22 protein-coding genes and 2 pseudogenes are annotated in these 23,509 nt (G+C 69.4%); 13 read left to right on the top strand and 11 right to left on the bottom strand.

Annotation, left to right across the window (positions count from 1 at the left end; all coding sequences use genetic code 11):
* Positions 1–150: 150 nt before the first annotated feature.
* Together AB0L65_RS42395 and AB0L65_RS42390 are read right to left on the bottom strand one after the other, a co-directional pair.
* Positions 151–300: pseudogene (locus tag AB0L65_RS42395) on the bottom strand (carbohydrate ABC transporter permease); the annotation flags it as partial.
* Positions 301–509: 209 nt separating this feature from the next.
* Positions 510–968 (bottom strand): MarR family transcriptional regulator, encoded by a 459-nt coding sequence (locus AB0L65_RS42390; RefSeq protein ID WP_364258039.1) that lies wholly within the window; start codon positions 966–968, stop codon positions 510–512.
* A gap of 56 nt (positions 969–1,024) precedes the next feature.
* On the opposite strand from AB0L65_RS42390, the gene AB0L65_RS42385 reads away from it, so the two are divergent.
* Positions 1,025–2,086 carry an LLM class flavin-dependent oxidoreductase gene (locus tag AB0L65_RS42385; RefSeq protein ID WP_364258036.1) on the top strand — a complete coding sequence of 354 codons (1,062 nt, stop codon included), beginning with the start codon at positions 1,025–1,027 and terminating at the stop codon, positions 2,084–2,086.
* Positions 2,050–2,736, top strand: a pseudogene (locus AB0L65_RS42380) (NAD(P)-binding domain-containing protein); the annotation flags it as partial. The gene AB0L65_RS42385 and the pseudogene AB0L65_RS42380, both read left to right, overlap by 37 nt.
* 106 nt (positions 2,737–2,842) lie before the next feature.
* Here the strand turns inward: AB0L65_RS42380 and AB0L65_RS42375 are convergent.
* Both AB0L65_RS42375 and AB0L65_RS42370 read right to left on the bottom strand, forming a co-directional pair.
* Entirely contained in the window at positions 2,843–3,889 is a 1,047-nt protein-coding gene (locus AB0L65_RS42375; protein WP_364258033.1) for an ATP-binding protein, read from the bottom strand.
* Positions 3,889–4,707 carry a helix-turn-helix transcriptional regulator gene (locus AB0L65_RS42370; protein ID WP_364258030.1) on the bottom strand — a complete coding sequence of 273 codons (819 nt, stop codon included), beginning with the start codon at positions 4,705–4,707 and terminating at the stop codon, positions 3,889–3,891. The genes AB0L65_RS42375 and AB0L65_RS42370 overlap by 1 nt, the downstream gene beginning before the upstream one ends.
* Positions 4,708–5,111: 404 nt before the next feature.
* Here AB0L65_RS42370 and AB0L65_RS42365 point away from each other — a divergent pair, with 404 nt between their 5' ends.
* Together AB0L65_RS42365 and AB0L65_RS42360 are read left to right on the top strand one after the other, a co-directional pair.
* Entirely contained in the window at positions 5,112–6,047 is a 936-nt protein-coding gene (locus tag AB0L65_RS42365; protein WP_364258027.1) for a DUF5996 family protein, read from the top strand.
* Positions 6,048–6,732: 685 nt separating this feature from the next.
* Positions 6,733–7,305 (top strand): transposase, encoded by a 573-nt coding sequence (locus AB0L65_RS42360; protein ID WP_364258024.1) that lies wholly within the window; start codon positions 6,733–6,735, stop codon positions 7,303–7,305.
* On the opposite strand, the gene AB0L65_RS42355 is transcribed toward AB0L65_RS42360, so the two are convergent.
* Entirely contained in the window at positions 7,251–7,634 is a 384-nt protein-coding gene (locus AB0L65_RS42355) for a DUF664 domain-containing protein (RefSeq protein WP_364258048.1), read from the bottom strand. The two genes, AB0L65_RS42360 and AB0L65_RS42355, sit on opposite strands and share 55 nt — an antisense overlap.
* 246 nt (positions 7,635–7,880) lie before the next feature.
* Between AB0L65_RS42355 and AB0L65_RS42350 the strand changes: the two genes are divergently transcribed.
* The 3 genes from AB0L65_RS42350 (at position 7,881) to AB0L65_RS42340 (ending at position 11,892) form a co-directional block, all read left to right on the top strand.
* Positions 7,881–8,099 (top strand): low temperature requirement protein A, encoded by a 219-nt coding sequence (locus tag AB0L65_RS42350; RefSeq protein ID WP_364258021.1) that lies wholly within the window; start codon positions 7,881–7,883, stop codon positions 8,097–8,099.
* 178 nt (positions 8,100–8,277) lie between these two features.
* Positions 8,278–10,125: a LamG-like jellyroll fold domain-containing protein gene (locus tag AB0L65_RS42345; protein ID WP_364258018.1), complete on the top strand. Its 1,848-nt coding sequence runs from the start codon at positions 8,278–8,280 to the stop codon at positions 10,123–10,125.
* A gap of 717 nt (positions 10,126–10,842) precedes the next feature.
* The gene (locus AB0L65_RS42340) at positions 10,843–11,892 is read left to right on the top strand and encodes a hypothetical protein (RefSeq protein ID WP_364258015.1); all 1,050 of its coding nucleotides are present in this window, start codon (positions 10,843–10,845) and stop codon (positions 11,890–11,892) included.
* Between the two features lie 485 nt (positions 11,893–12,377).
* On the opposite strand, the gene AB0L65_RS42335 is transcribed toward AB0L65_RS42340, so the two are convergent.
* Both AB0L65_RS42335 and AB0L65_RS42330 read right to left on the bottom strand, forming a co-directional pair.
* Positions 12,378–13,190 (bottom strand): SAM-dependent methyltransferase, encoded by an 813-nt coding sequence (locus AB0L65_RS42335; RefSeq protein WP_364258012.1) that lies wholly within the window; start codon positions 13,188–13,190, stop codon positions 12,378–12,380.
* 213 nt (positions 13,191–13,403) lie between these two features.
* A complete protein-coding gene (locus tag AB0L65_RS42330) occupies positions 13,404–13,652 on the bottom strand; it encodes a VOC family protein (protein WP_364258009.1) in 249 nt (82 codons plus the stop codon).
* A 990-nt stretch (positions 13,653–14,642) separates the two neighbouring features.
* Here AB0L65_RS42330 and AB0L65_RS42325 point away from each other — a divergent pair.
* Together AB0L65_RS42325 and AB0L65_RS42320 are read left to right on the top strand one after the other, a co-directional pair.
* Positions 14,643–15,089, top strand: a complete 447-nt coding sequence (locus AB0L65_RS42325) for a hypothetical protein (RefSeq protein ID WP_364258006.1) — start codon at positions 14,643–14,645, stop codon at positions 15,087–15,089.
* A gap of 630 nt (positions 15,090–15,719) precedes the next feature.
* Positions 15,720–16,541, top strand: a complete 822-nt coding sequence (locus tag AB0L65_RS42320) for a class I SAM-dependent methyltransferase (protein WP_364258003.1) — start codon at positions 15,720–15,722, stop codon at positions 16,539–16,541.
* Positions 16,542–16,609: 68 nt separating this feature from the next.
* Here the strand turns inward: AB0L65_RS42320 and AB0L65_RS42315 are convergent, their stop codons facing one another.
* Positions 16,610–16,750 (bottom strand): hypothetical protein, encoded by a 141-nt coding sequence (locus tag AB0L65_RS42315; protein ID WP_364258000.1) that lies wholly within the window; start codon positions 16,748–16,750, stop codon positions 16,610–16,612.
* Between the two features lie 274 nt (positions 16,751–17,024).
* Between AB0L65_RS42315 and AB0L65_RS42310 the strand changes: the two genes are divergently transcribed.
* Both AB0L65_RS42310 and AB0L65_RS42305 read left to right on the top strand, forming a co-directional pair.
* The gene (locus tag AB0L65_RS42310) at positions 17,025–19,313 is read left to right on the top strand and encodes a polysaccharide lyase 8 family protein (protein ID WP_364257997.1); all 2,289 of its coding nucleotides are present in this window, start codon (positions 17,025–17,027) and stop codon (positions 19,311–19,313) included.
* A gap of 80 nt (positions 19,314–19,393) precedes the next feature.
* The gene (locus AB0L65_RS42305) at positions 19,394–21,193 is read left to right on the top strand and encodes a cytochrome c oxidase assembly protein (RefSeq protein WP_364257994.1); all 1,800 of its coding nucleotides are present in this window, start codon (positions 19,394–19,396) and stop codon (positions 21,191–21,193) included.
* Positions 21,194–21,203: 10 nt separating this feature from the next.
* Here the strand turns inward: AB0L65_RS42305 and AB0L65_RS42300 are convergent, their stop codons facing one another.
* On the bottom strand, positions 21,204–21,722 hold the full coding sequence (locus AB0L65_RS42300) for a helix-turn-helix transcriptional regulator (protein ID WP_364257991.1): 519 nt from the start codon (positions 21,720–21,722) through the stop codon (positions 21,204–21,206).
* Positions 21,723–21,849: 127 nt separating this feature from the next.
* Between AB0L65_RS42300 and AB0L65_RS42295 the strand changes: the two genes are divergently transcribed.
* Both AB0L65_RS42295 and AB0L65_RS42290 read left to right on the top strand, forming a co-directional pair.
* Positions 21,850–22,071, top strand: coding sequence for a hypothetical protein (locus AB0L65_RS42295; RefSeq protein ID WP_363975334.1), 222 nt, complete (start codon positions 21,850–21,852; stop codon positions 22,069–22,071).
* A 13-nt stretch (positions 22,072–22,084) separates the two neighbouring features.
* On the top strand, positions 22,085–22,447 hold the full coding sequence (locus AB0L65_RS42290; protein ID WP_364257988.1) for a hypothetical protein: 363 nt from the start codon (positions 22,085–22,087) through the stop codon (positions 22,445–22,447).
* On the opposite strand, the gene AB0L65_RS42285 is transcribed toward AB0L65_RS42290, so the two are convergent.
* Positions 22,393–22,788: an aldehyde dehydrogenase family protein gene (locus tag AB0L65_RS42285; protein ID WP_364257985.1), complete on the bottom strand. Its 396-nt coding sequence runs from the start codon at positions 22,786–22,788 to the stop codon at positions 22,393–22,395. The genes AB0L65_RS42290 and AB0L65_RS42285 overlap by 55 nt on opposite strands.
* A gap of 239 nt (positions 22,789–23,027) precedes the next feature.
* Positions 23,028–23,285 carry a hypothetical protein gene (locus tag AB0L65_RS42280; RefSeq protein ID WP_350735482.1) on the bottom strand — a complete coding sequence of 86 codons (258 nt, stop codon included), beginning with the start codon at positions 23,283–23,285 and terminating at the stop codon, positions 23,028–23,030.
* Positions 23,286–23,509: the final 224 nt, after the last annotated feature.

Here is a 23,509-nt window from a genome sequence, read left to right as displayed (position 1 = left end):
GGGACATCGCCACCGCCCACCACGGCACCCTGCACGTCGAGCAGGCCGCGATCGGCGGGGCCGGCTTCGTCCTGCGCCTGCCGCTGAGCACCCCCGCCGAACAGGCCGGCCCATAGCCGCCGCCCAGACGGCAGACTGCCCCGCTTGGGGAACGAGGCGGGGCCCGGTGACCAACGGCAGGTCGGTATTGATCCAGTCGAGCCGGGCGTACAGCACGTACGGCGGGTTGATCAGCACGTGGACGGGCAGCATGACCGCGAACGCGAGCCGTCTCGCACGGAACTTCAGGCGCGCGAAGGCCGGTCTGCAGACGGCACGGACCCGGCTCCTGTACGGCGGGTGGAGGCCGCCGCAGAATCTGAACCGCCGGGAACTGCACACCCTCGCCACCTCCGTTGATGTGCGCGAGCTGGAGGCGAGAACGGCCCGATCGGCTCGCTCCGGCTTCGGGCGTCCGACCTGACGCCGCAACACCATGATCTCAGCGTCCTTCGACGCTTGCGGGGCCCTCAGGAGATCACGTGCGCGCGGAGCGCGGCGGCGACCTCCCCGGCCGCGCCGAGCTGCTCGGGCGTCAGGGCGTCGACGAACAGCTCCCGTACGGCCCGCAGATGCGGAACCGTGGCCCGCTGGAACGCCTCGGCCCCCGCGGCGGCCAGCACCACCTCCGCCCCCCGGCTGTCGGTGACGCAGTCCTCCCGCCCGATCAGCCCACGCCGCTCCATCCGCCCCAGGTGGTGCGACAGGCGGCTGCGCTGCCAGTTGATGTGCGCCGCCAGATCCGAGGACCGCATCCGATGCCCCTCCGCCTCGCTCAACGCCAGCAGCACCGCGTAGTCCCCGGGCGAGAGCGCGGAATCGCTCTGCAGCCGCGCCGAGATCGCCACCCTCAGGGCCTCGGCCGTCTCGATGTACTCCCGCCATACCCGCAGCTCATCGGCCGTGGGCAGGCTGCGCTTCCGCGTCATCCCCGCCTCCTGATTGACATGTCAATCACATGATACATAATTGACGTGTCAATTATATGAGGCGGAGGAGCCCAGTCATGTCTGATCTCGTGTTCGGCCTGGACACCTTCGGCGACCTGCCGGAGGACGACCACGGCGAGCTGATGACCCATCCCGAGGCGATCCGGCAGGTGCTGAAGGAGGCGGTGCTGGCCGACGAGCTCGGCGTCGACGTGATCGCGCTGGGCGAGCACCATCGCCCGGAGTACGCGATCTCGACGCCCGAGACGGTGCTGGCCGGGATCGCGACGCGTACCGAGCGGATCCGCCTGTCCTCGGGCGTCACCGTGCTGAGCTCCGACGACCCGGTCCGGGTGTTCCAGCGCTTCGCCACCGTCGACGCGCTCTCGGACGGCCGCGCCGAGGTCATCCTCGGCCGCGGCTCGTTCACCGAGTCGTTCCCGCTGTTCGGCTACGACCTGGCCGACTACGACGAGCTGTTCGAGGAGAAGCTCGACCTGTTCGCCAAGCTGCTGGACGAGCGGCCCGTCACCTGGAAGGGCAGGCTGCGGCCCGCGCTCGAGGACGCCGACGTCTTCCCGAAGACCGCCTCGGGCAGCCTGCCCACCTGGGTCGGCGTCGGCGGCTCACCGCAGTCGGTCGTCCGCACCGCCACGTACGGCCTGCCGCTCATGCTGGCCATCATCGGCGGCCCGGCCAAGCGGTTCGCCCCCTACCTCGAGCTGTACCGGCGCGCCGCCGAGCAACTCGGCACCACCGCGCACCCGGTCGGCATGCACTCCCCCGGCTTCATCGCCGACACCGACGAGGAGGCCAGGGAGCTGTTCTGGCCGCGCTACCGGGTCCTGCGCGACCGGATCGGCGCGCTGCGCGGCTGGCAGCCGATCCACCGCGAGGAGTACGACGCCGAGGTGGAGCACGGCTCGCTCTACATCGGCTCGCCGGAGACCGTCGCCCGCAAGATCGCCGACGCGGTCACCACCCTCGGCGTCGGCCGTTTCGACCTCATCTACACCGCGGGCTCGCAACCGGCCGGCGCCCGCCTGCGGGCGGTCGAGCTGTACGGCAAGGCCGTCATCCCGATGGTGCGCGACCTGCTCGGAAGGAACGGCAGATGAACGAGACCATCGGCGTCCTCGGCGCGGGCAAGGTCGGCACCGTGCTGGCCAGGCTCGCGCTGGCCGCGGGCTACAAGGTGCTCATCGCCGGGTCGGGCGATCCGGCGAAGATCGCGCTCACGGTCGACGTGCTCGCGCCCGGCGCGGTCGCCACCACGGCGGCCGACGCCGCGGCGCGCGCCGACCTCGTCATCCTGGCGCTGCCGCTCGGCAGGTACCGCACGGTGCCCGCGGCGGAGTTGCGCGGAAAGCTCGTGGTCGACGCGATGAACTACTGGTGGGAGGTGGACGGCGTCCGCGACGACCTCACCGACCCCGCGACGTCCTCCAGCGAGATCGTGCAGGCCTTCCTGCCCGGGTCGCGCGTCGTGAAGGCCTTCAACCATATGGGATATCACGACCTGGAGGACGAGGCCCGGCCCGCGGGCAGCCCGGGGCGCAAGGCCATCGCGATCGCCGGCGACGACCCGGCCGGCCTCGAGGCCGTCGCCGCCCTGGTCGACGCGCTCGGCTTCGACCCCGTCGTCGCGGGGCCGCTGACCGAGGGCGTGCGGTTCCAACCGGGGACCGGTCTGTTCGGGGCCGACGTCGACGCCGCCGAGGTCCGAGCCAGGCTGAGGCGATTCCCCGACGTTGAGAATCACTTCTGAGGAGTCAGGAGGTCCCGCCCCATCGATTCCGGTCACGCCACTCCCGAGGTGACCAAGCTGGTGCTTTCTCTGTTCGAGCAGAAGGCGGCCGCATCCGCCACAGGATTCATGTCACACTTCGCACGTGACAGGCTGACCTACACCGACGCCACGTTACCGCCGACCGGATCAGCGGATGACCGAACGCCAACCGCGGCACGGCCGCGTCGATCCGCACCAGCCGCTCCCGCTCGGCGACGGCGAGCGCCTCCAGACCACCCGGCTCTCCCCTGCTCCGTCCACCCCTGGGCGTCCCGGTGGTGTCCGGACCGGCCGCCGCGCGCAGGACGCCAAGGTCGCCGGTACCGTCCAGGGCCGCCAGCAGCAGGAGCCCGCGGGTGGCCTCCGGCAGGGCGGTGACGCGTGCCACGAACAGCGCCCGCAACCGCTCGCCCAGCGGCAGTACCGCGGGCAGATCCTCCACCGCGGCCTGCTGCGGCACGCTCAGCTCGGTCGGCAGCTCCAGCAGGGCCAGCGGATTGCCGCCCGACTCGGCGACCACCCTTGTCCTCACCCTGGAGGCGAGCGCCGGGAAGCGGTCGGACAGCAGCTCGTGCGCCGAGGAGTCGTCCAGCGGCGCCAGCTCCATCTCCGCCAGCCCGCCATGATCGAACAGGCTGCTCACCCCGCTCCTGGACGCCCCGAGAAACCCGATCCGGGTCCCCGCCAGGCGGCGCGCCACGAACCCGAGCACCGCGGCGCTGGCCTGGTCGAGCCAGGGCAGATCGTCCACGACGAGCAGCAGCGGCGACCCGGCCGCCACCTGCCGCAGCAGCGCCAGCATGGCGTTGACCAGCAACAACCGGTCAGGCGCCGGCCCGGTGCCGGAGCCGAGCGCCACCTCCAGGGCCTGACGGAGCCTGGGCGGAAGGTGCTCGGCCTGATCCAGCACCGACGTCAGGATCTGGTGCAGACCCGCGTAGGTGACGTCGGCCTCGAACTCCACACCGTCGGCACGCAGCACCCGCGTCCCCTCCGCAGCCGGCATCCTGGCCACGTCGTCCGGCAGGGCGGTCTTGCCGACACCTGCCTCCCCGACCACATGCAGGCTCCTGCCGTACCCGCCGCCGAAGAACTCGATCACGTGCCGCACGTCAGCGGCGCGGCCGATCATCAGGGAACGAGGGAGTCCAGCAGGCGCAGCCGCTGCGCCGAATCCGAGCCGGGCGTCGCGCCCAGGAAGATGACGCGCTGCCGGGGGTCGTCGGCGAAACGCAGGCTCTCCTCATTGAGCTCCAACGGGCCGACCAGAGGGTGGCGGTAATGGCGCGTCGAATGCGTGCACTCGGCCACGGACTGCGCGGCCCAGATCCGGGAGAACTCCGGGCTCTTGATGCTGAGCTCCCCGATGAGATCGGCCAGCGCCGGGTCGTCGGGCATGTCGCCGGTCGCCATCCGCAAGTAGGCGGCCGTCCTGACGGCCTCCTCATGCCAGTGCGGGAACAGGTCGAGCATGGCCGGGTCGAGGAAGAGCATCTTGGCCAGGTTGACGTGCTGGCCTGGGTTGAGCCCATAGAGGGCGTAGCCGAGCCGGTTGGCGCCCAGCAGGTCGAAGTACCGGCCGACGATGATCGCCGCCTGGTCGGCGGTGCTGTCCACCAGCGTCAGCATCGACGTCCGCACCTGCTCCGGCCCGTACGGCCGGCGGATCTGCTCCGCCTGGACGGGCCGCGCGAGGCGGACCAGGTGCGCCCGCTCATCCACGCTCAGCCGCAGCGCGTTGCCCAGCGCGTGCAGCACGGAGTCGGACATCTGGTGACTCTCACCCTGCTCCAGCCGCGCGTAGTATTTGACGCTGATGCCCGCCAGTTGCGCCACCTCATCCCTGCGCAAGCCGGGCACCCGGCGCAGCCCGTACGACGGCATATCACTCTCATCGGGATCCAGCGCGGCACGGTGGGCCCTCAGGAACTCCCCCAACTGATCACCCATGCCCCTGATTGTCATGCCGTAGCCCGGACGCTGCCACCCCCTGCCATGGGTATCCCGCGCCGCCAGGGGCAGGCGGCGCCTGCCGGAGAGCCGACGCGAATGGCGCCGGCCATGCACCGCCTCCCGCACCGAGCGGTCGTGTACCCGGAGGGGATCGGTTCTCCTTGACGCTGTCGAGGAACTCGCCGAGTAAGTCGCAACGCTCGCTCGAGCGGATGGACAGGTGGATCACGGGTTCTTGACGCTGCTCCTGGATGACCCCGACCTCTGCATATGCACCGTCGAGGATCAGGGATCCGATCGATCGCGCATGGCGTCAGCCGAACAATCCCCTGGCGACCAACTCGGACCCGGAGGCATCGTAGGGTAGCGACGTGGGCAGCACGACGAAGCGGGGAGCATGAATGGCAGTACAACAGGCGTGGCCTCGCCTGCGGGTCTCGGAATGGGCGGAGACTCGTGACACCCTGCACATGTGGACCCAGATAGTCGGCAAGGTCCGGCTGGCTCACGCGCCGCTGGTCAATCACTGGTGGCAAGTCACGCTGTACGTGAGTCCCCGAGGGCTCACCACCTCGGCCATCCCGTACGGGGCCGGGGCATTCGACCTGGAATTCGATTTCGTCGAACATCTGCTGCGCGTTCGCAGCAGTGATGGCGGGACTCGTGCAGTGGCTTTGGAGCCCAAGCCGGTGGCCGATTTCTACGGCGAGACCATGGCGGCCCTGGCGGAGCTCGGGATCAGGACGGAAATTCAGGCGGCGCCCAACGAGGTAGAGCCGGCGATTCCCTTCGCTGAAGATCGCCAACATGCCTCGTACGACGCCCAGGCGGCGCAGCTGTTCTGGCGGCAACTGTTGCAGGCGGATCGGGTACTCGGGGAATTCAGGTCGCGATTCGTCGGCAAGGTCAGTCCGGTGCACTTCTTCTGGGGCGCGATGGATCTGGCCTGTACCAGGTTCTCCGGACGAACTGCACCTCCGCATCCCGGTGGCGCGCCCAACTGCGGGGACTGGGTGATGGTGGAGGGGTACTCGCGAGAGCTGGCCAGCTGCGGGTTCTGGCCGGGTGGCGGCGAGGAGGGCGCCTTCTATGCCTATGCCTATCCCGAACCCGAGGGGTATGCGGATTATCCGGTGTCTCCAAAGACCGCTTACTACAGCCGCGAGAATCGGCAGTTCCTGCTGCCCTACGAAGCTGTGGCCGATGCGAAGGATCCGGACCGGGTGCTGTTGGAGTTCCTCGACTCCACGTACGAGGCCGCCGCAGAGTTGGCACACTGGGACCGGGCCTCCCTGGAGGACGACCCGCACCGATGGAAACAGCATCGGCGTTCGTGAGAGGCGACCCAGGGTACTTACCCGTGCCGCTTCAAAATTCGTACACGTGGTCTGAACTGGTGTTTCTTCGGGTCGGCTAGGCTGCTCGGTAGTATTCGTTGATCGCTCTGCCGAGCACCTTTCGGCGCTGAATCCGGCCTTCCAGCGGCACCACAACATCGCGGTGCCAGCGCAGGATGGTGTCTGGTCGGACGAGCAGCCGCAGCCGGCCCAGGAGATCGTGGGGCAGCGAGGTCAGGAGCGCGGCGAGAAAGGCCCGGTCCTCGGGAGCGAATGTTGTTGTCGCAGGACAGTGATCTGGTGGCGCAAGGCGAGAATCTCGACATCCTTGTCCCGATCGCCCATGGGGAGCAACCGCAACGCGGCGATGGCGTTCGTGACGGTCAAGTAGGCCAGGCGAAGGAGCACGACTGATCATCATGCCGCACGTCTTCTACTCCTGATGGTCGGAGCTCGCGCACGCCACGCGGAGGCCTGCATCGCCATGACCTGCGTGGATGTATTGTCGGCAGGCGCAACGTCCATCGGGCTGACAACGCGCGGCGCTGGTTTCGGCCCTGGCCCTTCTTTGGAGTGCGACAGCCCCGAGGGGGCGCTCGGCAACGCCGAGATCCGAACCGGTCCGGGCTGGTTGGAGGCCCTGAAGCCGGCATGATCGTGCTGGCGGAAGGGGGATTCACATGCGATGCCAGCCCTCAGGAAGTGCCCCGACGAGCTTCGTGAGCGTGCGGTGCGGATGGTCTTTGAGGTCCGGGAGCAGACCGGCCAGGCACCTGGTGCGATCGCGCGGGTGGCCCAGCAGCTCGGCGTGCACCGCGAGGCGTTGCGCAGCTGGGTGCGTCAGTCGGAGATCGACGGCGGGCAGCGGCCCGGCACGTCGACCGAGGACGCGCAGCGGATCGCCGAGCTCGAGCGGGAGGTCCGTGAGCTGCGCGTGCCGGCGCAGCAGGGTCCTTGCCTCACCTCATCAAGAATGATGATCTATGCCCAGATCAGTGTCCATGTCAAACGCGTCCCCTCCGGGATGGGGCACAGGGTGCCCGAGGTCGGCTTCCAGGTCGAATCCGGCCTGTTCGGCGGCGGAGGCCAGCTCCGCCTCCTCCCTGCGATGGACGGCGTCCTCGTGGTGGTGGTGTATGCGCTCGGCGAGCTCGTGAAGGGGCCCGTGGTGGTGCTGGTGGCCGTTGTCCGGCACGGCGTCGCTCATGAGTCGTCATGGTCGGCGAGATCGCGCCGCAACGCAACCAACGGCATGTGAACAATGGGAGCACCGGTCAGGACGATGGCCCGATCCAGCGGGGCCCCGTCACCGCTCGCGTTTGATTTCTGCCCGTCGAGCGTCTCACGCAGGATGTCGGCGTGCCCGGCGCGCTGAGCGGTCTCAGCGATGACGTGCGTCAGCACCCGGCGCACGCTGCGCACCGCGCCCGGCTCGTTCCAGGGCGCCTTCGGCATCGGGTGCTCGCCGACAGGTCGGGGAACGACGGCGACGATTTCCTCGCTGCGGGCGGCGACCTGCTCGTAACGCGCGAGGATCCCGGCAAGTGTCTCACCGGGCAGCATCCGGAAGTCGTTCTGGTGGTCGATCGCCCACTGCGGGACGTCACCAGGACTGCCCGTACCGCCGTGACCGCCGAGGCCGCTTGATCGGATGGCTCGCGGACTCCCCGCGCTGCGCGGCGATAAGGACGCCGTTTTGGCGCAGGACGGCCGGGCGTGACCCCGCCGAGCCGTATCGGGTCTCCACCCCGCTGGAGCTCTTGTCCGATCTGTGCATTGTGGTGGCCGTGGCGCAGGCGGCCGCCAGCCTCCATCACGCGCTGTCAGAAGGGCATGCGGGCACGGGCGTGCTTGGTTGGCTACGCGATGGTGTTCTTCGCGATCTGGTGGGCGTGGATGAACGTCACCTGGTTCGCCTCCGCGTACGACACCGACGACGCGTCATACCGCTTGCTGACCTTCGTGCAGATGGCAGGGGTACTCCTCCTCCCCGCCGGCATCCCGCGGGCCTTCCAGGACAGGGGCTTCGAACGGGTCATCAATCGGTGTTGAGCAGACGCTCAGTTGGGTTGAGCGCCTACTCAAGGACGCGCGCCGTGCCCGGCCGGCTGGGGTCGGGAATGGGGCCGGAATCGGGCGCGCGAGCCAGGGGGGAAAGGTTTCCCCGGAGGAAGGTGAGCGTTACCGCCCGGGGCACCACCGCGCCACGTGCGACGATCAAGGTGCTGACATGCCTCACCCCTCCCTCGGCCGCCGGGCCCTGCTGCAGGCGGCCATCACCGCCCCCGCCGCCGTGACCCTCATCGGCGCAGCCCCCGCGCAAGCGGCCACCGGCGGTGGCCGGTTCGACCGCGAGAACCCGCGTTTCACCATCGGCGTGCTCCCCGACACGCAGTACCTGTTCGACGAGGACCGCTCCGACCCCGCCCCCGTGCGCCAGACGTTCCGCTTCCTCACCGGCGAGCGCGAAAGCCGGAACATCGCGTTCATGACGCACCTCGGCGACGTCACCGAACACGGCACCGAGGAGGAGCTCGGCCTGGCCTCCGACGCGTTCAAGTCGCTGGACGGCCGCCTGTCCTACAGCGTCCTGGCCGGCAATCACGACGTGAACTCGGGCACCGACGACCAGCGCGGCGACACCGCCTACCTCAAGGCGTTCGGCCCCTCCAGGTACGCCCGGATGTCAACGTTCCGGGGCGCCTCGCCCGACGGCTACAACAGCTACCACGTGCTCGACGCGGGCGGCCGGAAGTGGCTGGTGCTCGCCCTCGACTGGCGCATCTCCGACATGGGCCTGCAGTGGGCGCAGGGCGTCATCGACGCCAACCGGACCCTGCCCGCCATCCTCACCACGCACGACCTGGCCTGGGCGGGCGACGACGGCGTGGCGGCGCTGTCGCAGTACGGGCAGCGGCTGTGGGACGGCCTCGTCAAGCACAACGACCAGATCTTCCTGACGCTCAACGGCCACTACTGGCCGCCCGGCCGCACGGTGCTGAAGAACGACGCCGGCCACGACGTCCACGTGCACATCGCCAACTACCAGGACCGCTACTACGGCGGCGCGGGCATGATCCGCCTCTACGCCTTCGACCTCGTCCGCAACGTGGTTGACGTGGAGACGCTGTCGCCCTGGCTGCTGGCCCGCGACCCGGACGAGCGCACCCCGCTGGAGGCCGAGCATCTGGAGCTGACCGGCCCCGTCGACCGCTTCAGCATCGAGATCGACTTCGACGAGCGCTTCGCCGGGTTCGCCCCGCGCCCGACGCCCCCGTCCAGGCCCGCCAAGGCGGTGATGCCCAAGGGCACGGTGGCGTACTGGAGGTTCGACGCCGAGGGCCTGGCTGTGGCGGGCACGGACGGCGGGGTCGTCCCGGCCGGGGCCGTCGCCCGGGACCTGACGGGCGGCGGCAACGACCTGACCATGGAACTGCTGCACGCCAGCGTCCCCGAGACGCTCAGGTGGTCGGCCGAGCACCACGAGGGCCAGCCCGCCCACGCCAGCCTCCGCTTCGACGGCGGCAAGAACCCGGACCGCGGGGCGGTACTCAGGTCGGCGGCGAACGCGCCCATCAACGCCATGAAGTTCGAGTCCGGCTACACCATCGAGGCGTTCGTCAAGCTGCCTGGGCCGTTCGAGGGCGACCACGCCTGGATGGGCATCCTGAGCTGGGAGGGCCGCAGCGGCGACGCCGGCAAGTCGAGCGGCTGGTCGCCCGACGAGCCCACGTGCAGCCTCAACCTGTCGCCCGAGCGGTTCCTGCAGTACGTCGTCTACCCCACCGACCGCGACGCCGACCCCACCTCGTGGAGCCACGCCCTCCCGGTGGGCCGCTGGATGCACGTGGCGGTGGTCAACGACGCTCACCGCACGGTGGTGTACGTGGACGGGTCGAGGATCGCCCGCAACCCGTCCCAGCCGTCGAAGGGCATCTCGACCCTTGGCCGGCCGTTCGCCATCGGCGGCACGCAGTTCGCGCTGGCGTACGGGCAGGGCTACTACGGGTGGATCGGCGACGTGCGAATCGTCGGCCGCGCGCTCAAGCCACGGGAGTTCCTGACGCCGTTCGCGTGACGGCCATCCGCGCGGCACGCCCATGGGGGGTGAAACGCGCGCGGCCCCGGCGTCTTACCGTCTTGCCGTGGAGGCATGCCCCAAGCATCCACGACTCCGCCGCCGGTGCCGCGCGCTCGCCGCGGCTGCCTTCCCCAGGTCGCTTCGGCCGACAGGTGCGGGCGTGCCGCTGCTTGAGCAGATCGCGGCGCCAGCACAGGACGGTGTCCGGGCGAACGAGGAGCCGCAGCCGGCACAAGACCTCGCGGGGCAACGATGACAGAAGCGCGGCGTGGAAGGCTCGGTCCTCCGGAGCGATCCTCACCCTGGCGTCCGCGCCGAGTTGCCGTTCGAGAACGGTGATCTGGTGCCGCAAGGCAACAATCTCGACGTCCTTGTCCCGATCTCCCAGCGGCACCTTTCGAACGCCAGAGCCGGCGCATGTCGGTAGCGGTCAGGGAAGCCCGATGACCTGCACGGATGACGGTATCGGCAGGGACAGCGTTGCGGGAGATCGTCCGGCCCGCCGACACGGGTCCGCCCAGCAGGACGGCCAGCCACACAACACGTCAGATGAAGCTGTGTACCCGGCCATGTTCACGGCCTGGTGAGCGTACACGTGCCGCAGAGCGCATAAAACCGTTGATCATTTCGAGGCGGACAGCTAGCATCTACTCTCAAAGTAGATCATAGGTTCGAATTTTCGCCAATTTGTGCAAGTAGATCTGGAGATAGAGGATGAAGCGAACATCAGCTGTATTAACCGTCGGTCTGCTGGTCTCCGGTCTCATGGCCGTGCCTGCCGTGGCCTCCAGCGTGACGACCGACCCGCTGGCCGCTACTGAAGCGACCGCTGTTGAGGTCGCGATGTTCTGGCTTGGCGATGGCAGCGCCAACCTGAGGAACGCCACACCGTACAACGTCCAGACCGTCGCGTACAAGATCTTCCCCGCGGGCGGCGGCACCATCCCCGATACCAAGCCGGGCTTTGTCTCGCCGGTGCTCCCCACCGCCTCCGGCGAAGAGAACGCCAAGACGTCCACCACCTGGGGCAAGGTGTTCTTCATCGGCGCCGACGGCCTGCCGCACTGGTGCACGGGCACCGCCGTACAGTCGCAATACCGCAACCTTGTCGCCACGGCCGCCCATTGCGTGTACGACACCCAGCGCTCTGACGGCGCCCTCGACAAGTGGGTTTTTGTCCCCGGCTATGCCGACGGCACGACTCCATGGGGTCTCTACGTCGGAAAGAAGTCTTTCGCCCACTACGACTTCACCATCTACGATGACTACGACCGCGACTACGCCTTCGTCACCGTCTACAGCGGTGTCGTCCCCTCAGCCTCAGGCGGATTGACCGAGTTCGGAAGGCTGGTCGACAACGTCGGCGGACAGGGCTTGACCTGGAACCAGCCATTGAACTCCTCGGTCGACGTCGTCGGCTACCCCGCTGGCCCTCACCCCGACGGCACCCAGCCTTACACAGGCGAGACCCTCGAATCCTCCAGCGGTCGCACAAGCCGCGCCATGGCCCCCAGCCTTAAGGCCGAGGAATTCACCGCCGTCGAGTCCCCGTTCACCGGTGAAGGCTCCCTCGGCTCATCCTGGTTTTTCCGCTATAACAAGAGCAGCCGCATGGGCTACCTCAACGGCATCACAGCCAGCGTCGCCGACACGGACGGCAACCTGCGTTACGACACGAGCCTGTCCCCCTACTTCGATGGCGAACTGGCGCAGATCCACTCTGCCGCCAGCGCGTCGTGGAGCGGCTCGATTCTGCCCGCGTAACCGGGCCAGGCTCAGGTCGCATGAGGTGACACGATATCCGGCACCCACACGACCCGCGCGTTGTCCGGCTTGCGCTTCTTGGACAGAAGCCGTGGATTCAGAGCGTGTCCCTCACCGTTCGCTCCACGTCCTTGAAAGGTATCCATGACAGCCGACCAGCCGGACATCTGCCCGACGTGCCAAGCCGTGATCCCCGCCACGCACCCGGCTGGCCACACCGCCGCCCGTGGACGGCTGATCGTCGCCAACGGGTACTGCCCAGGCCATGCCTCCGCCACGGCGCGCGATTCTGGAGACCCCAGATCGGCCGAAAGCGCAACATCCTCGCACTGGTCGATGCCTGCAGTTTCCGCTTCAGTACCTCTGGGGTGATCTGCTCGGTCTATGCCGGTGTGGGCTCGGGGCGTCTCTTGGCGTTGAGGAACGGTGTAGTCAGGCGCGGCGGCCTTGGCACCTGCTGCGTAGAACGCTCCGACCTGTGGCCTCTATGGCTTGCGTGCGACCCCGCACCACTGGTCGACCTCGACCGGCAGGCTGCCGTCGAACTCTGGCTCGGGGCGCCACCGTGAGCACGAGACCCAGCCTGGTTCCACCATCTCGAGGCCGTCGAAGAACTCGGCGATCCGCTCCGGGGTCCGCAGCTTCAGTTTCGGCTGAGCGTCGATATTCCATACGCGGACCGCTTCGGCGGTGGCCTCGCCGTTGACCGCTGTGGTGGTGTTGGCCACCGCCACGTAGCTTCCGGACGGCACGGCGGTCAGTAGCCGGTCGACGATGCGCTGCAGTTGGTCGTCGTCGCTGATGAAATGCATGACGCCCAGCAGCATGATCGCCACCGGCTGGGAGAAGTCCAGCGTCTTGGCCGCCTCCCGCAGGATGATGTCCGGGTCATGCAAGTCGGCGTCGATATAGTCGGTGGCGCCTTCCGCAGAACTGGTCAGCAGGGCTCGTGCGTGCACCAGTACCAGCGGATCGTTGTCGACGTACACGATCCGCGACTCGGGGGCCACCCGCTGCGCGACCTCGTGGGTGTTGTCCTGGGTCGGTAGCCCTGTGCCGATGTCAAGAAACTGCCGGATCCCCGCCTCGGCCACCAAGTACTGCACAGCCCGCCCCAGGAACAGCCGGTCGGCCCGCGCCAGCTCGATCACCACGGGAAAGATCTTCCGAACCCGGTCCCCGACCTCCCGATCCGCCGGAAAATGATCTTTGCCACCCAGCCAGTAATTCCAGATCCGTGCCGTGTGCGGCACGTGCGACCGAAGTTTGTCCTCGACGACGGGTTCGTCGGCCATCATCAGCCTTTCCAGGAACAGTGGCGAAGCTACTAGATCATCGGATTCTAAGCGTATCGGCCGCGGAAACGTCGGCCTGTGGTTTTGGATCACGGGATCGAGGAACGACGGGACAGCGCCGTGCAACGTCCGGAACAACCCTGCATCTGGAGGAATGAGGGGTCTCCTGTCTCGCCGGACCTGACCGAAGGTGGCGACGGTTCTGCCGTTCAACGCTCATCGTGCGCCAGCCTGGAAGACGCACATCTCGGGCCGGCTCGTCACGCGATGCAGATCGGGATCGAGCATGACGGCATGGCCCAGATGCTCGCCATTGGCTGGTCCTTTCCCGTCCGGGTCGATGATCGAGGCACCGTCTGGGTCGTCGTAGCCCGGTTCGGCCACATACCCGAGTGCCTGAGCCCAGAACGCAGCAATACGGTGTGGATCGGCAGCGTCACAGCCGAGCGTCCGGTGCGTCGCCATGGCCGCACGCTCCATCCCGCCCGACGAGCACGCTCGCGCTCTTCGAAAATGCAGGGTGAAGTTGAACAGCCATGCCGCCTACGTTGCCACTCCCAGCTCATAGTACGAGCCCTCGGAAGACTTCATCTGGAACGGACCTTCGAGCTTGTCGCCGACCGGATGGCTCAGCAAGGAGCGCGGAACGATCGCGGCGCCCCCATCACAACCCGGCCTAGCTAGCGCATACGCCGATACGCCGTATCGGGCAGGTGCGTGGCCCACTCGGCCGCTGTCAGATCGTGGGCTGCCATGGCGCAGACCTCCCGGGCGAGGGCCAGACGGTAAGTATCGGCCCTGTGTGCAAGGCTTTCCACGTCTTGGGCCGGGCGCTGCCCGCCGACCGGCAGCGCTTCGTCGGGAGTGGCGTCATGCTGTCGTGCGTGTTCGAGGACTCGTCGTTCGACGAGCGTGCGCTACCGGTGATTCTCGCCGTGCACAGCGGCACGCCTTCCGAGGACGAGCTGGAAGGTGCCGCGCTCATCGAGTACGACCCGTCGCGATCGCGGCGGCCCGCCTGGCCTGCGACGGTGATCTCGATCCGAGTTTCGACCGGCTGTCTCCGCCGCGCGTACGAGGTTGATCAACCAGGCCCCCGGAAGCGACGGGATGCAGGCGCTCATCGCGGAGGAGTCGCGCGGCACGCCGCGTCCGCCCCATCCGCGCCCGACCCCCGCCGCCCGAAAGGCGCTCCAATACCTGCGGGACAAGCGCGCGGAGGAACGCCGCGCCGCGGACCTGTGCGGCCTCGCCGAACATGCGTGGGAGCGCGCCATCTTCGGGGAGGCACCGGAACTGAGATCAACGGCAGCGTGGGAGGCGGCCGGCGCCGGGAGCAGATCACCGATGTCGTCGTCACCGCCTTGGGGCCGGAGTTCTCCCTGATCGGACTGCGCTCGTTCGGCGGCTCCGCCGATCGCGGTGCTGTCGCGCCAGGGCGTACGGTTCTGCCTCGTGCCTGGCGGCGGCGTCGACGTCGGCCTCCCACCTGAGGAGGAGGCCGAGATCCGCCACGCCGCCGGCCAGCGCGAGCTCCTCGACGAGCCGAACCTGATGAGGCCGCTGACACATGTGGAGGTGGGACCGATGGTCGTCGCGCAGGCGCCGAGCCCGCCGCTACCACCGCACGAGGTGTCCGACGAACTGGAGAGGTCACCGCTACGGCTCCCCTCCGAAGCCGAGTGGGAGTACCTCGCACGCGGCGGTCTCGTCCACCGCCTCACCTACCGCGGTCCCGGCATCCCCGACAGCGACGAATGGTTCGAGGCGACCGAGGCACTCGGCGTCGACAGTGCGAACATGTTCGGACGGTACGGGTTCGGCTTCCAGCCTGAGCCCTGCACCGACGTGTTCCATCCCAGCCATGACGGCCTCCCCACCGACGGGATCACCAACCATTGACCGAAGCATCCCGAGCTTCGAACGTTGCGGCCGCCATGGCTACGCCTGCCCTCCTCGGTGCCCCTCCCACCCGACTCAGCGATGGCGACTGGGGGGAATGGATGCTCGCCAAATTGCGCGCAACCAGCACCAGCCGGCGCGGCTGCTGGCGGCGGGAGTGCTGGTGAGTGCCCGGCTGCGGTGAGGGCCGCTGGACCAGTGACCCGCTCCATGCGGGGATGCAACACGCGCTCGAACCTCGTGGACGGCTGGGCTGCTCATCGGATGCGGCCAGGGCGCCCGAGATCTGAACCCTTCCCCCGTCGCACACTTGGTTGAGCGCGTGCAATGCCTCGCCTGGCCCGCCGCGTGCTCGAGAGCGCCAACGCCACGACGCCGGACGTGCCAATGACCCGGGTGGAGATGCGAAGCCCATCCCGGGGCGCCTCCCCGTACCTTCTCGATTGGCTGCCGCGTAGAGTCGCTCTCTGTCACCAGCTAACCGCCGATCAGCCGTACCGGCCGGAGAATTTACTCATCAGGCGGCGTTTCATGCGGGAACACTGCGTCACGTTCCGCTACCCTCCCCACCGCAACCTGCCACCGCGGACCTACACAGGAGGACACCCGACGATGCCGATTGACCCGTTGATGTCAGAACGGTTCCCACGGACCTCCCGCTACAACCCGGACTGGATCCGCTCCAGCGTCAGCGGCGGGGCCAACTCGCTGTGGCTGGCCGAGTGGCTCACCGAGGCGATGTCGTTGGGGCCCGGCATGCGGGTGCTGGATCTGGGTTGCGGCCGGGGCGCCTCGTCGATCTTCCTGTACCGCGAGTACGACGTCCAGGTATGGGCCACCGACCTGTGGTTCAGCCCCGACGAACGCATGCAACGCATCTACGACGCCGGCGCCGAGCACGCGGCGTTCCCCATCCACGCCGACGCCCGAGCCCTGCCGTTCGCCGCGGGCTTCTTCGATGCGGTCGTCAGCATCGACTCGTTCGTCTACTACGGCACCGACGATCTGTACCTGAACTATCTGGCCAGGTTCGTCCGGCCGGGCGGGCAGATCGGCATCGCCGGTGCCGGACTGGTCCAGGAGATCGATGGGCCGACGCCCGAGCACCTGGCGGCGTGGTGGGAGCCGAGCATGGCCAACCTGCACTCGGCCGAGTGGTGGCGCCGCCACTGGGATCGCAGCGGTGTCGCCCACGTGGACGTGGCCGACACGATGACCGACGGGTGGAAGTACTGGCTGGAATGGCAGCGGGCGATCGCACCGGACAACCAGGTGGAAATCGACGCCCTCACCGCTGATGGCGGACGCCACCTCGGCTATGTGCGCGCGGTCGCCCGGCGCCGGCCGGACGTCGTACTCGACGAGCCCATCTCCGCGGTCCCCGTCACGTATGTCAAGCGGCCCCTGTACCGCCCCCGGACGAGGAGCAATAGGCTCGACGCCGGCATTTGATGGATGCCTCGCCCGCCCGACCGACCGAACTTCAGGGCGGGCGCTGCCTCGCTTGGAACCCCGCCGTTTCAGCAGGTCGCGGTGCCGACCCGAGTGTCGTTGCCGCGGTCTCCCTCGCCGGAAACCGCATCAGTCGCAGACTCGCCGTCCTCGGGCTGGTTCTGCACCGAGCGCATCGTGTTCGCGTAGTTCTTCTGCGTCGACGTCACCCTTGACGGCGTGCTCGAGGAGTGTGGCGTGCTCCATCACAGAACGCTGGAGGTCGGAGACGGGCCGGACGCTCGCCACCGGCTTCGGCACGCAAGGGGTGGGGTGTCCGGGGTGAGCTCGGTGCTGGCCAAGCCGTTCCGCGCTCGACATCCCCGCGGGCACCATCCGGATGGCCACCGAACCCCCTCGCCCGACGCACCAACGAAATGATCCACCCTCCTGGGGACATATGATCGTTTCAGCAGGTATTCGCCCGATTGTCGGAAGGCCTCCATGACCCACCCCCTCAGTCGGCGGTCCGCCCTTCTGGGCGCCGCGGCCTTAGGCGGCCTCGCCCTGTGGGAGAGACCGGCCGAGGCGGTCGGCGCCGCCGCGTTCGACGCCGCGCGCGAGCGGTGGGTGAGCCTGCTGGCCGGCGGGTCGTACGACGCCGCGTACGCCGACAAGACTCAGGCGGTCGAAGGCTCGGCCAACGCGGTGCTGCGCAAGCTGAAGCTCACCCCCGGCGCCCCGAGCCTGTGGCCCGACCTGCCGCTCGGAGACCCCCGGACGGGCAACTTCAACCGCGCCTACAACCGCATGCGCACGCTGGCGCTGGGCTGGGCCACGCCGGGCACCGCCCTGCACCGGAACGCGCAGGTCGCCGAGACGGCGGTCAGCGCGCTGGACTTCCTGTACGAGCACGCCTACCGCGAAGGGCTCGACCGGCAGGGCAGCAACTGGTACTGGTGGGAGATCGGCGTCCCCCGCGCGCTGACCGACACCTGCGCCCTGATGTACGACGGCCTGCCCAAGGACCGCATCGAGCACTGGCTGCGCCCGTTACGCCGCTGGTGCCCCGACCCGGAGCGCCGCGTGAGCCACCCCGGCGTCGTCGAGACCGGCGCCAACCGGGCGGGCAAGGCCATGGCGGTGGCGATGCGCGGCTTGCTCACCCACGACGCACGCCTGGTCAAGCGGGCCAGAGACGCCGTCTCCGACCTGCTGCGGCGGACCAAGGGCCCGGGCGACGGCTTCTACCGTGACGGGTCGTTCATCCAGCACGACGTGTTCCCCTACACCGGCAGCTACGGCGTTGACTACCTGGACAGCGTGGCCAAGCTGATCGCCATGCTCGCGAAGTCGCCGTGGGAGATCGGCGGAATCGGGAACGTCTACGACATCGTGGACCGCTCGTTCACGCCGTTCATCTTCGACGGGCTGATGATGGACTGCGTACGCGGCCGGCAGATCTCGGTGCAGGGCCACCGTGACTATCACTCGGGGCAGAAGGCGGTCGAGGCCATCCTCACCTTGCTGCAGGCGGCGCCCGAGCGCTATGCCCAGCGCTGGCGGCCCCTGGTGAAGGGCTGGCTCACCCGCAACCAGGCCATCCCGTACGACACGCTCGCGCCGCTGCCGAGCATCGCGGGGGCCAAGGCCCTGCTGGCGGACCCGTCGGTGCCGGTCGGTCCGCGTGCGACGGGCACGTACGTCTTCGCGGACATGGACCGGGTCGTGCACCACCGTCCCACCTGGGCCTACGCGATCGCGATGAGCTCGGAGCGCATCGGCGCCGCCGAGGCCATGAATCTGGAGAACCTGCGCGGCTGGTACACCGGCGACGGCATGACCTACCTCTACACCGGCGACCTCACCCACTGGAACGACGACCTGTGGCCCACGATCGACCCGTACCGGCTGCCGGGCACGACGGTCGACACCCGCAGACGCGGCGAGCTCCGGCACGGCAAGCGTCGCCTGCCGCCCACCCCGTGGGCGGGCGGCGTGGCGCTCGACGGCGAGTACGGCGTGGCGGCCATGAGGCTGATCGCCGACGGCTCCTCGCTGCGGGCCAGGAAGGCGTGGTTCCTCCTCGATGACGCGGTGATCGCGCTCGGCGCCGGCATCACCGCCTCCGACGGCCGCCGCATCGAGACCGTCGTGGAGAACCGCAACACCCACGACACTCACCCGCCGCTGACCCAGGGCGACGGCTGGGTCCACCTCTGCGGGGTGGCCGGCTACGCGCTGCTCGACGGTGCCAAGGCGAAGGTGATCCGCGGGAAGCGTACCGGCCGCTGGCGGGACATCGACAAGGGCGCCACCACCGGAGGCGACGACACCCCCGTCACCAGGCACTACACGACGATCCTCGTCGACCACGGCGTCGATCCGCGCAGGGCGCGCTACGCCTATGCCGTGCTGCCCGACGCCTCCGTCGCCCAGACCGCGGCGTACCGCGGGCGGGTCGAGGTCCTCGCGAACTCCCGTACGGTGCAGGCCATCGCCCGCGACGGCGTGCTCGCCGCCGTCTTCTGGCGCGCGGGGACCGTCGAGACCGCGGACGGCCCGCTCGCCGCCGACGGCCCCTGCACGCTGCTGATCCGCCGCGACCAGAAGCGGGTACGGCTGGCGGTCTCCGACCCGTCCAGGACCGCCGACGAGGTGAAGATCAAGCTGCCCTGGCCGGTGAAATCGGTCAAGGAGAGCGACCGCAGCGTGCGCAAGTCCAAGAAAGCGGTCAAGGTGGAGGTCGGCGGCAGTCGCGGGCACGCCCACACCGCTGTGGTGCTCGTCTGAAACCTCCGGGGCGAGCCCATGGGCTGATCACCGCCGGTGTGGCACGATGCGAATGGGCACCCTAGCCGGGCGGAGCCGCCATGAAGGCCCCGGAACGGATCTACGCCGGTGCGGCGGTGGCCGCCGGCGTGGTCGTGCTGGTCGTCGTGCTCCGGTTCGGCGGCGCGATCCAGCCGGAGCTCCCGGGACTGCCCACCGCGGGGCCGATCACCGTGTGGGGGCTGCCGCTGGTCCGGTTCTGCTACGACTTGTGCGCGCTCGCCTGTGTCGGAACGCTCACGGCGGCCGCTCTCGCCCCGACCGGTACGAAGGAGTCCGAGGCGTGCCTGCGCGCGGCCGGATGGTGGGCTCTCGGCTGGACCTTCGCCGCGCTGCTGAGCTACGTGCTGACCCTGTCCAACCTCATCCCCCTGCCCGTCGCGGACCTGCTCGGGGCCCCTGACCTGCTGCGGTTCGGCACGGCGCTGCCGCAGACGCGGGCCCTGCTGTGGGTCCCGGCCGTGGCGGCGCTGGCGGCCGTCTCCTCGCGGCTGCGGACGCTGCCCGCCTGGGTACGCCCGATGATCGCCGCCTTTGCGCTGTTGCCGCCCGCGTACGTGGGGCATGCCGCCTCCGCCGGTGACCACGACATCGCCGTGTCCGCGTTGATGTCGCACCTGGTCTCGGTCTCCGTCTGGGTCGGCGGCCTGGCCGCGGTGCTCGTCCACTTCCGCCGCTCCGAACACCTTCCGACGGTGTTGCCCCGCTTCAGCACGCTCGCCCTGTGCTGCTTCGCCGCCGTCGCCGTCTCCGGCGTGGCCGGCGCATGGGTACGGCTCGGCAGCCCGTCCGACCTCTGGCAGAGCACCTACGGGCAGCTCCTGGTGGCCAAGACCGTGGCGCTCGTGACGCTGGGCCTGTTCGGCTGGACGCATCGCCGCCGCACCGTCGCGGGCGTCGCCGACCGGACCGTACGCCACACCTTCGTGCGGCTGGCGACCGGCGAGCTGACCGTGATGGCGGCGGTCGTCGGGCTGGCCGTCGGCCTGTCCCGCACTCCCCCACCGCCAGGGAGCGGCGGCGGCCACGACCACCTCGTCCTGGAGTACCCGCTCGCCCCCTTCACCCCAAGCGTTCTGATCACCGAGGTCCGCCTGGACCCGACCGTCCTGCTGCTCCTGGCGCTGCCCGCCGTCGCCTACCTGGCCGGCGTGCGCCGGGCCGCGTCGTGGCCGGTCGGACGTACGGTCGCCTGGTGCGCGGGGGTGGCGCTCATGGCGCTGGTGCTGCTCGGCGGCGTGGGCGGGTACGCGCGGGCGATGCTGTCGACGCAGGTCCTGCAGCACGTCGTGCTCACCGCCGTCGCCCCGCTCCTGCTCTGCCTGGGCGCGCCGCTCACCCTGGCCGCGTCCTTACGCGAGGACCTCGAACTCCCCGCCCGCCGCCTGACCCATCCTGCCTTCCTCCTCACCGTCTACCCGGTCGCCTTCCTGCTGCTGTACGCCACACCGTGGCTCCCGTGGTCCCTGTCCGGCTACGCCCAGCACCTGCTCACCCAGGTCCTGTTCGTCGGCCTCGGCCTGCTGATCTTCTGGGTGCCGGCGGGCGTCGACCCGCTCCCCCGCGCGATTCCCTGGGCCGTCCGCGCCCGGCTGCTGGCCGCCGTCATCCTGACCCATCTGGCCCTGGGCACGTTCCTGCTGCTCGGGCCGCCGGTCGCGAGCGACTGGTTCTCCCTCGCGGCCCCGCCCGGCGTCCCGGACCTCCTCGCCGACCAGCGGCTCGCCGGAGCCGTGGCCATGCTCCTTCCGCTGCCCGTGTTCGCTTTCCTGGCCGTACGCATGGCCTGGCTCAGGCAGGCGGCCCTCGCCCGCGTACGGACGAGCCCGCCCTTGAAGTGACCGCGCTCTGTCAGTGCCGGGCCGTGTGCATCAGGCGCAGCGCCGCCTCGGCCGTCTCATACCGCCAGGCGGCCACGACGTGGTCGAACCCATGCGCCTGGTCCCGCTGCCTGCGCAGGCTGCCGATGATCGGCTCGATGCGCTCCGCCTGCGCGTCCAGCAGCGGGCGCGGGTCCGCACCGGATCGCTGGAGCAGGGCGAACTTGATCAGGAACTCGGTACGGATGTCGCGGATGTGCTCGACCGGGCATATCAGCCAGCCGTTCACGGCCGACGTCCCGGCTGGCGTGGCGGTGAATACCGTACGCTGTGGACCGCCCTGCCCCCGCTCCTTGCCGCACGGCTCGATGAGGGACAGGTCGGCGAGCCGATCGAGCGCGCGGTAGACCCGAGGCCGCGGCACCTGCCAGATCGCGCCGACGGCACCGGTGGGAGCGGTGAGCCTCGCGACGGCGAAGCCGTACGTGGGCCCCTCTGCCACGAGCGCGAGCACGATCCACTCGGTGAGCGACAGGACACGAGGATTCACAGGCTCAAGGGTAGGGCCAGTCGCGGGCGTCAGAGGGTCGCCAAGTAGTCTCGCATTGACTAGCCACGGCTGCGGAGGACTGCTCTGTGAGGGAGAACGAGGCCGGCACCTTAGGGTGTCGCCCGGGATGAGACCCGTCCCGAACGCCATCTGCGTCGGCGGCCCGCACGACGGCATGCTGACCCGCATCGACCAGGACGTCGGCGTCGTGGAGGTCTTCGCGTTCGAGGCGGACGGCTCGACGCGCGGCGCCCCCTATCGGGTCACGGCGGGTCGTGTCCACCATCCTTCGTGTGCCGCCCCGTTCGTCGTGCTCAGCTGGGTCGAGCCCGCCCACGGCCAGCTCTGAGGTCGCGGCTAGCATGCCGATCATCGCTTCTGCCTTCCACGAGCCCCGTAGCCTGGTCCTCCTGGGATCGACGGGGTCCGTCGGCACTCAGGCGATCGACGTCATCGAGCGCGACCGCGACCGGTTCCGGGTCAAGGCGATCTCCGCCGGAGGCGGAAACCTGGAGACGCTCGCGCGGCAGGCGCCGACCCTGGGCATGAGCTGGCCGGTCATGAGAAGAGGTGGGCGCGGCCGGCGGCGTGCAGGTTCCCGCCTGGCAGCGCGCCGCTCGCGCCCACCCCTCGTTTCCCGGGTCCGCCAATCCCGAGCCCGGGAGGTCCTCTACAGCTGGGTGCACACCGCCTTCACCTCGGTGTACGCCTCCAGCACCTCGTGACCCATCTCCCGCCCCCAGCCGGACTGCTTGTAGCCGCCGAACGGCAGGGCCGCGTCGAAGACGTTGTAGCAGTTGATCCAGACGGTGCCCGCCCGGAGCTTGCTCGCCAGGGCGTGCGCCTTGGAGATGTCGCGGGTCCAGATGGCGCGGCGGGCGGCCCGCACGGCGCGTTCGACGTCCTCGGCGTCGGCCTCGGCCACCTGGGCGAGCGGGCGGCCGGTGGCGGGGTTCGGGGTGGCGAAGGTCCTGCCGGAGGCGGCGTCCACCCACCGGCCGTCGATGAAGAGCCGCCGAGGTGTCGCCACGAAGTCTTCGACGCTCTTGTCCAAGGTCACCGTCATCAGCGTCGGCTTCCTGTCGATGAACGTGCGCTCGCCCGGGGCCTGGCTTGGCCGCCCGAGCCGGCGCTTGGTAGTCCCTATGAGACTACTGACGGCGGAAGAAGGCAAGAGGTCTGGGGACTCACAAGCGGCGTCGGTCGCCACCTTTCCCTCTCATCCGCCATGAGGAAGCTGATTCGACCTCGCAGATGAGTACTGCGTCTCCGGGCCGCGGTGCCACAAGCCAGGTGCGCACCGGGTTATGAGTCCAGGCCGCACGAGCATGGCGGGTCGGCCCAGTGCAGGGCGATGTACGGCTCGGCCTGGCCGAAGTAGCGCACCCGTTCGCGGGTGATGCGGTAGCGGGCGCACGTCTCGGGCTCGTCCGGTGAGAGGCGCGGCACGGGGACGGTCAGGATGCCGATGTCCTGGTCGACGTGGGTGAGGAGACCGTGGCAGGGTCCGCCGAGGCAGATGGCGTTGCAGTCGTGGCGGCCGTCCGGCGGGAGCTCGTTCATGCGGGGTAGGCGCGGGTCTCGGCGGCCTTGGCCGACGCGATGTCGAGAATGAAGGCGGGCCGGCTGACCACCGGCCGGGCGTCGAGGGTCATGGCGCGCTCACCCACATCCACGGCAGCCGCCCGGAGACCTCGCGACCCGCGACTGAACGCCCGGCGAGCCCACCACGCGGACCCGCCGGACGCCCGGGGAGCCCGGCATGCGGACCGGCCGGACGCCCGGGG

It is taken from the genome of Nonomuraea sp. NPDC052116 (genome assembly GCF_040680035.1).
GTDB classification, from domain to species: domain Bacteria; phylum Actinomycetota; class Actinomycetes; order Streptosporangiales; family Streptosporangiaceae; genus Nonomuraea; species Nonomuraea angiospora_A.
This window is presented reverse-complemented; position numbering and strand designations above follow the sequence as displayed.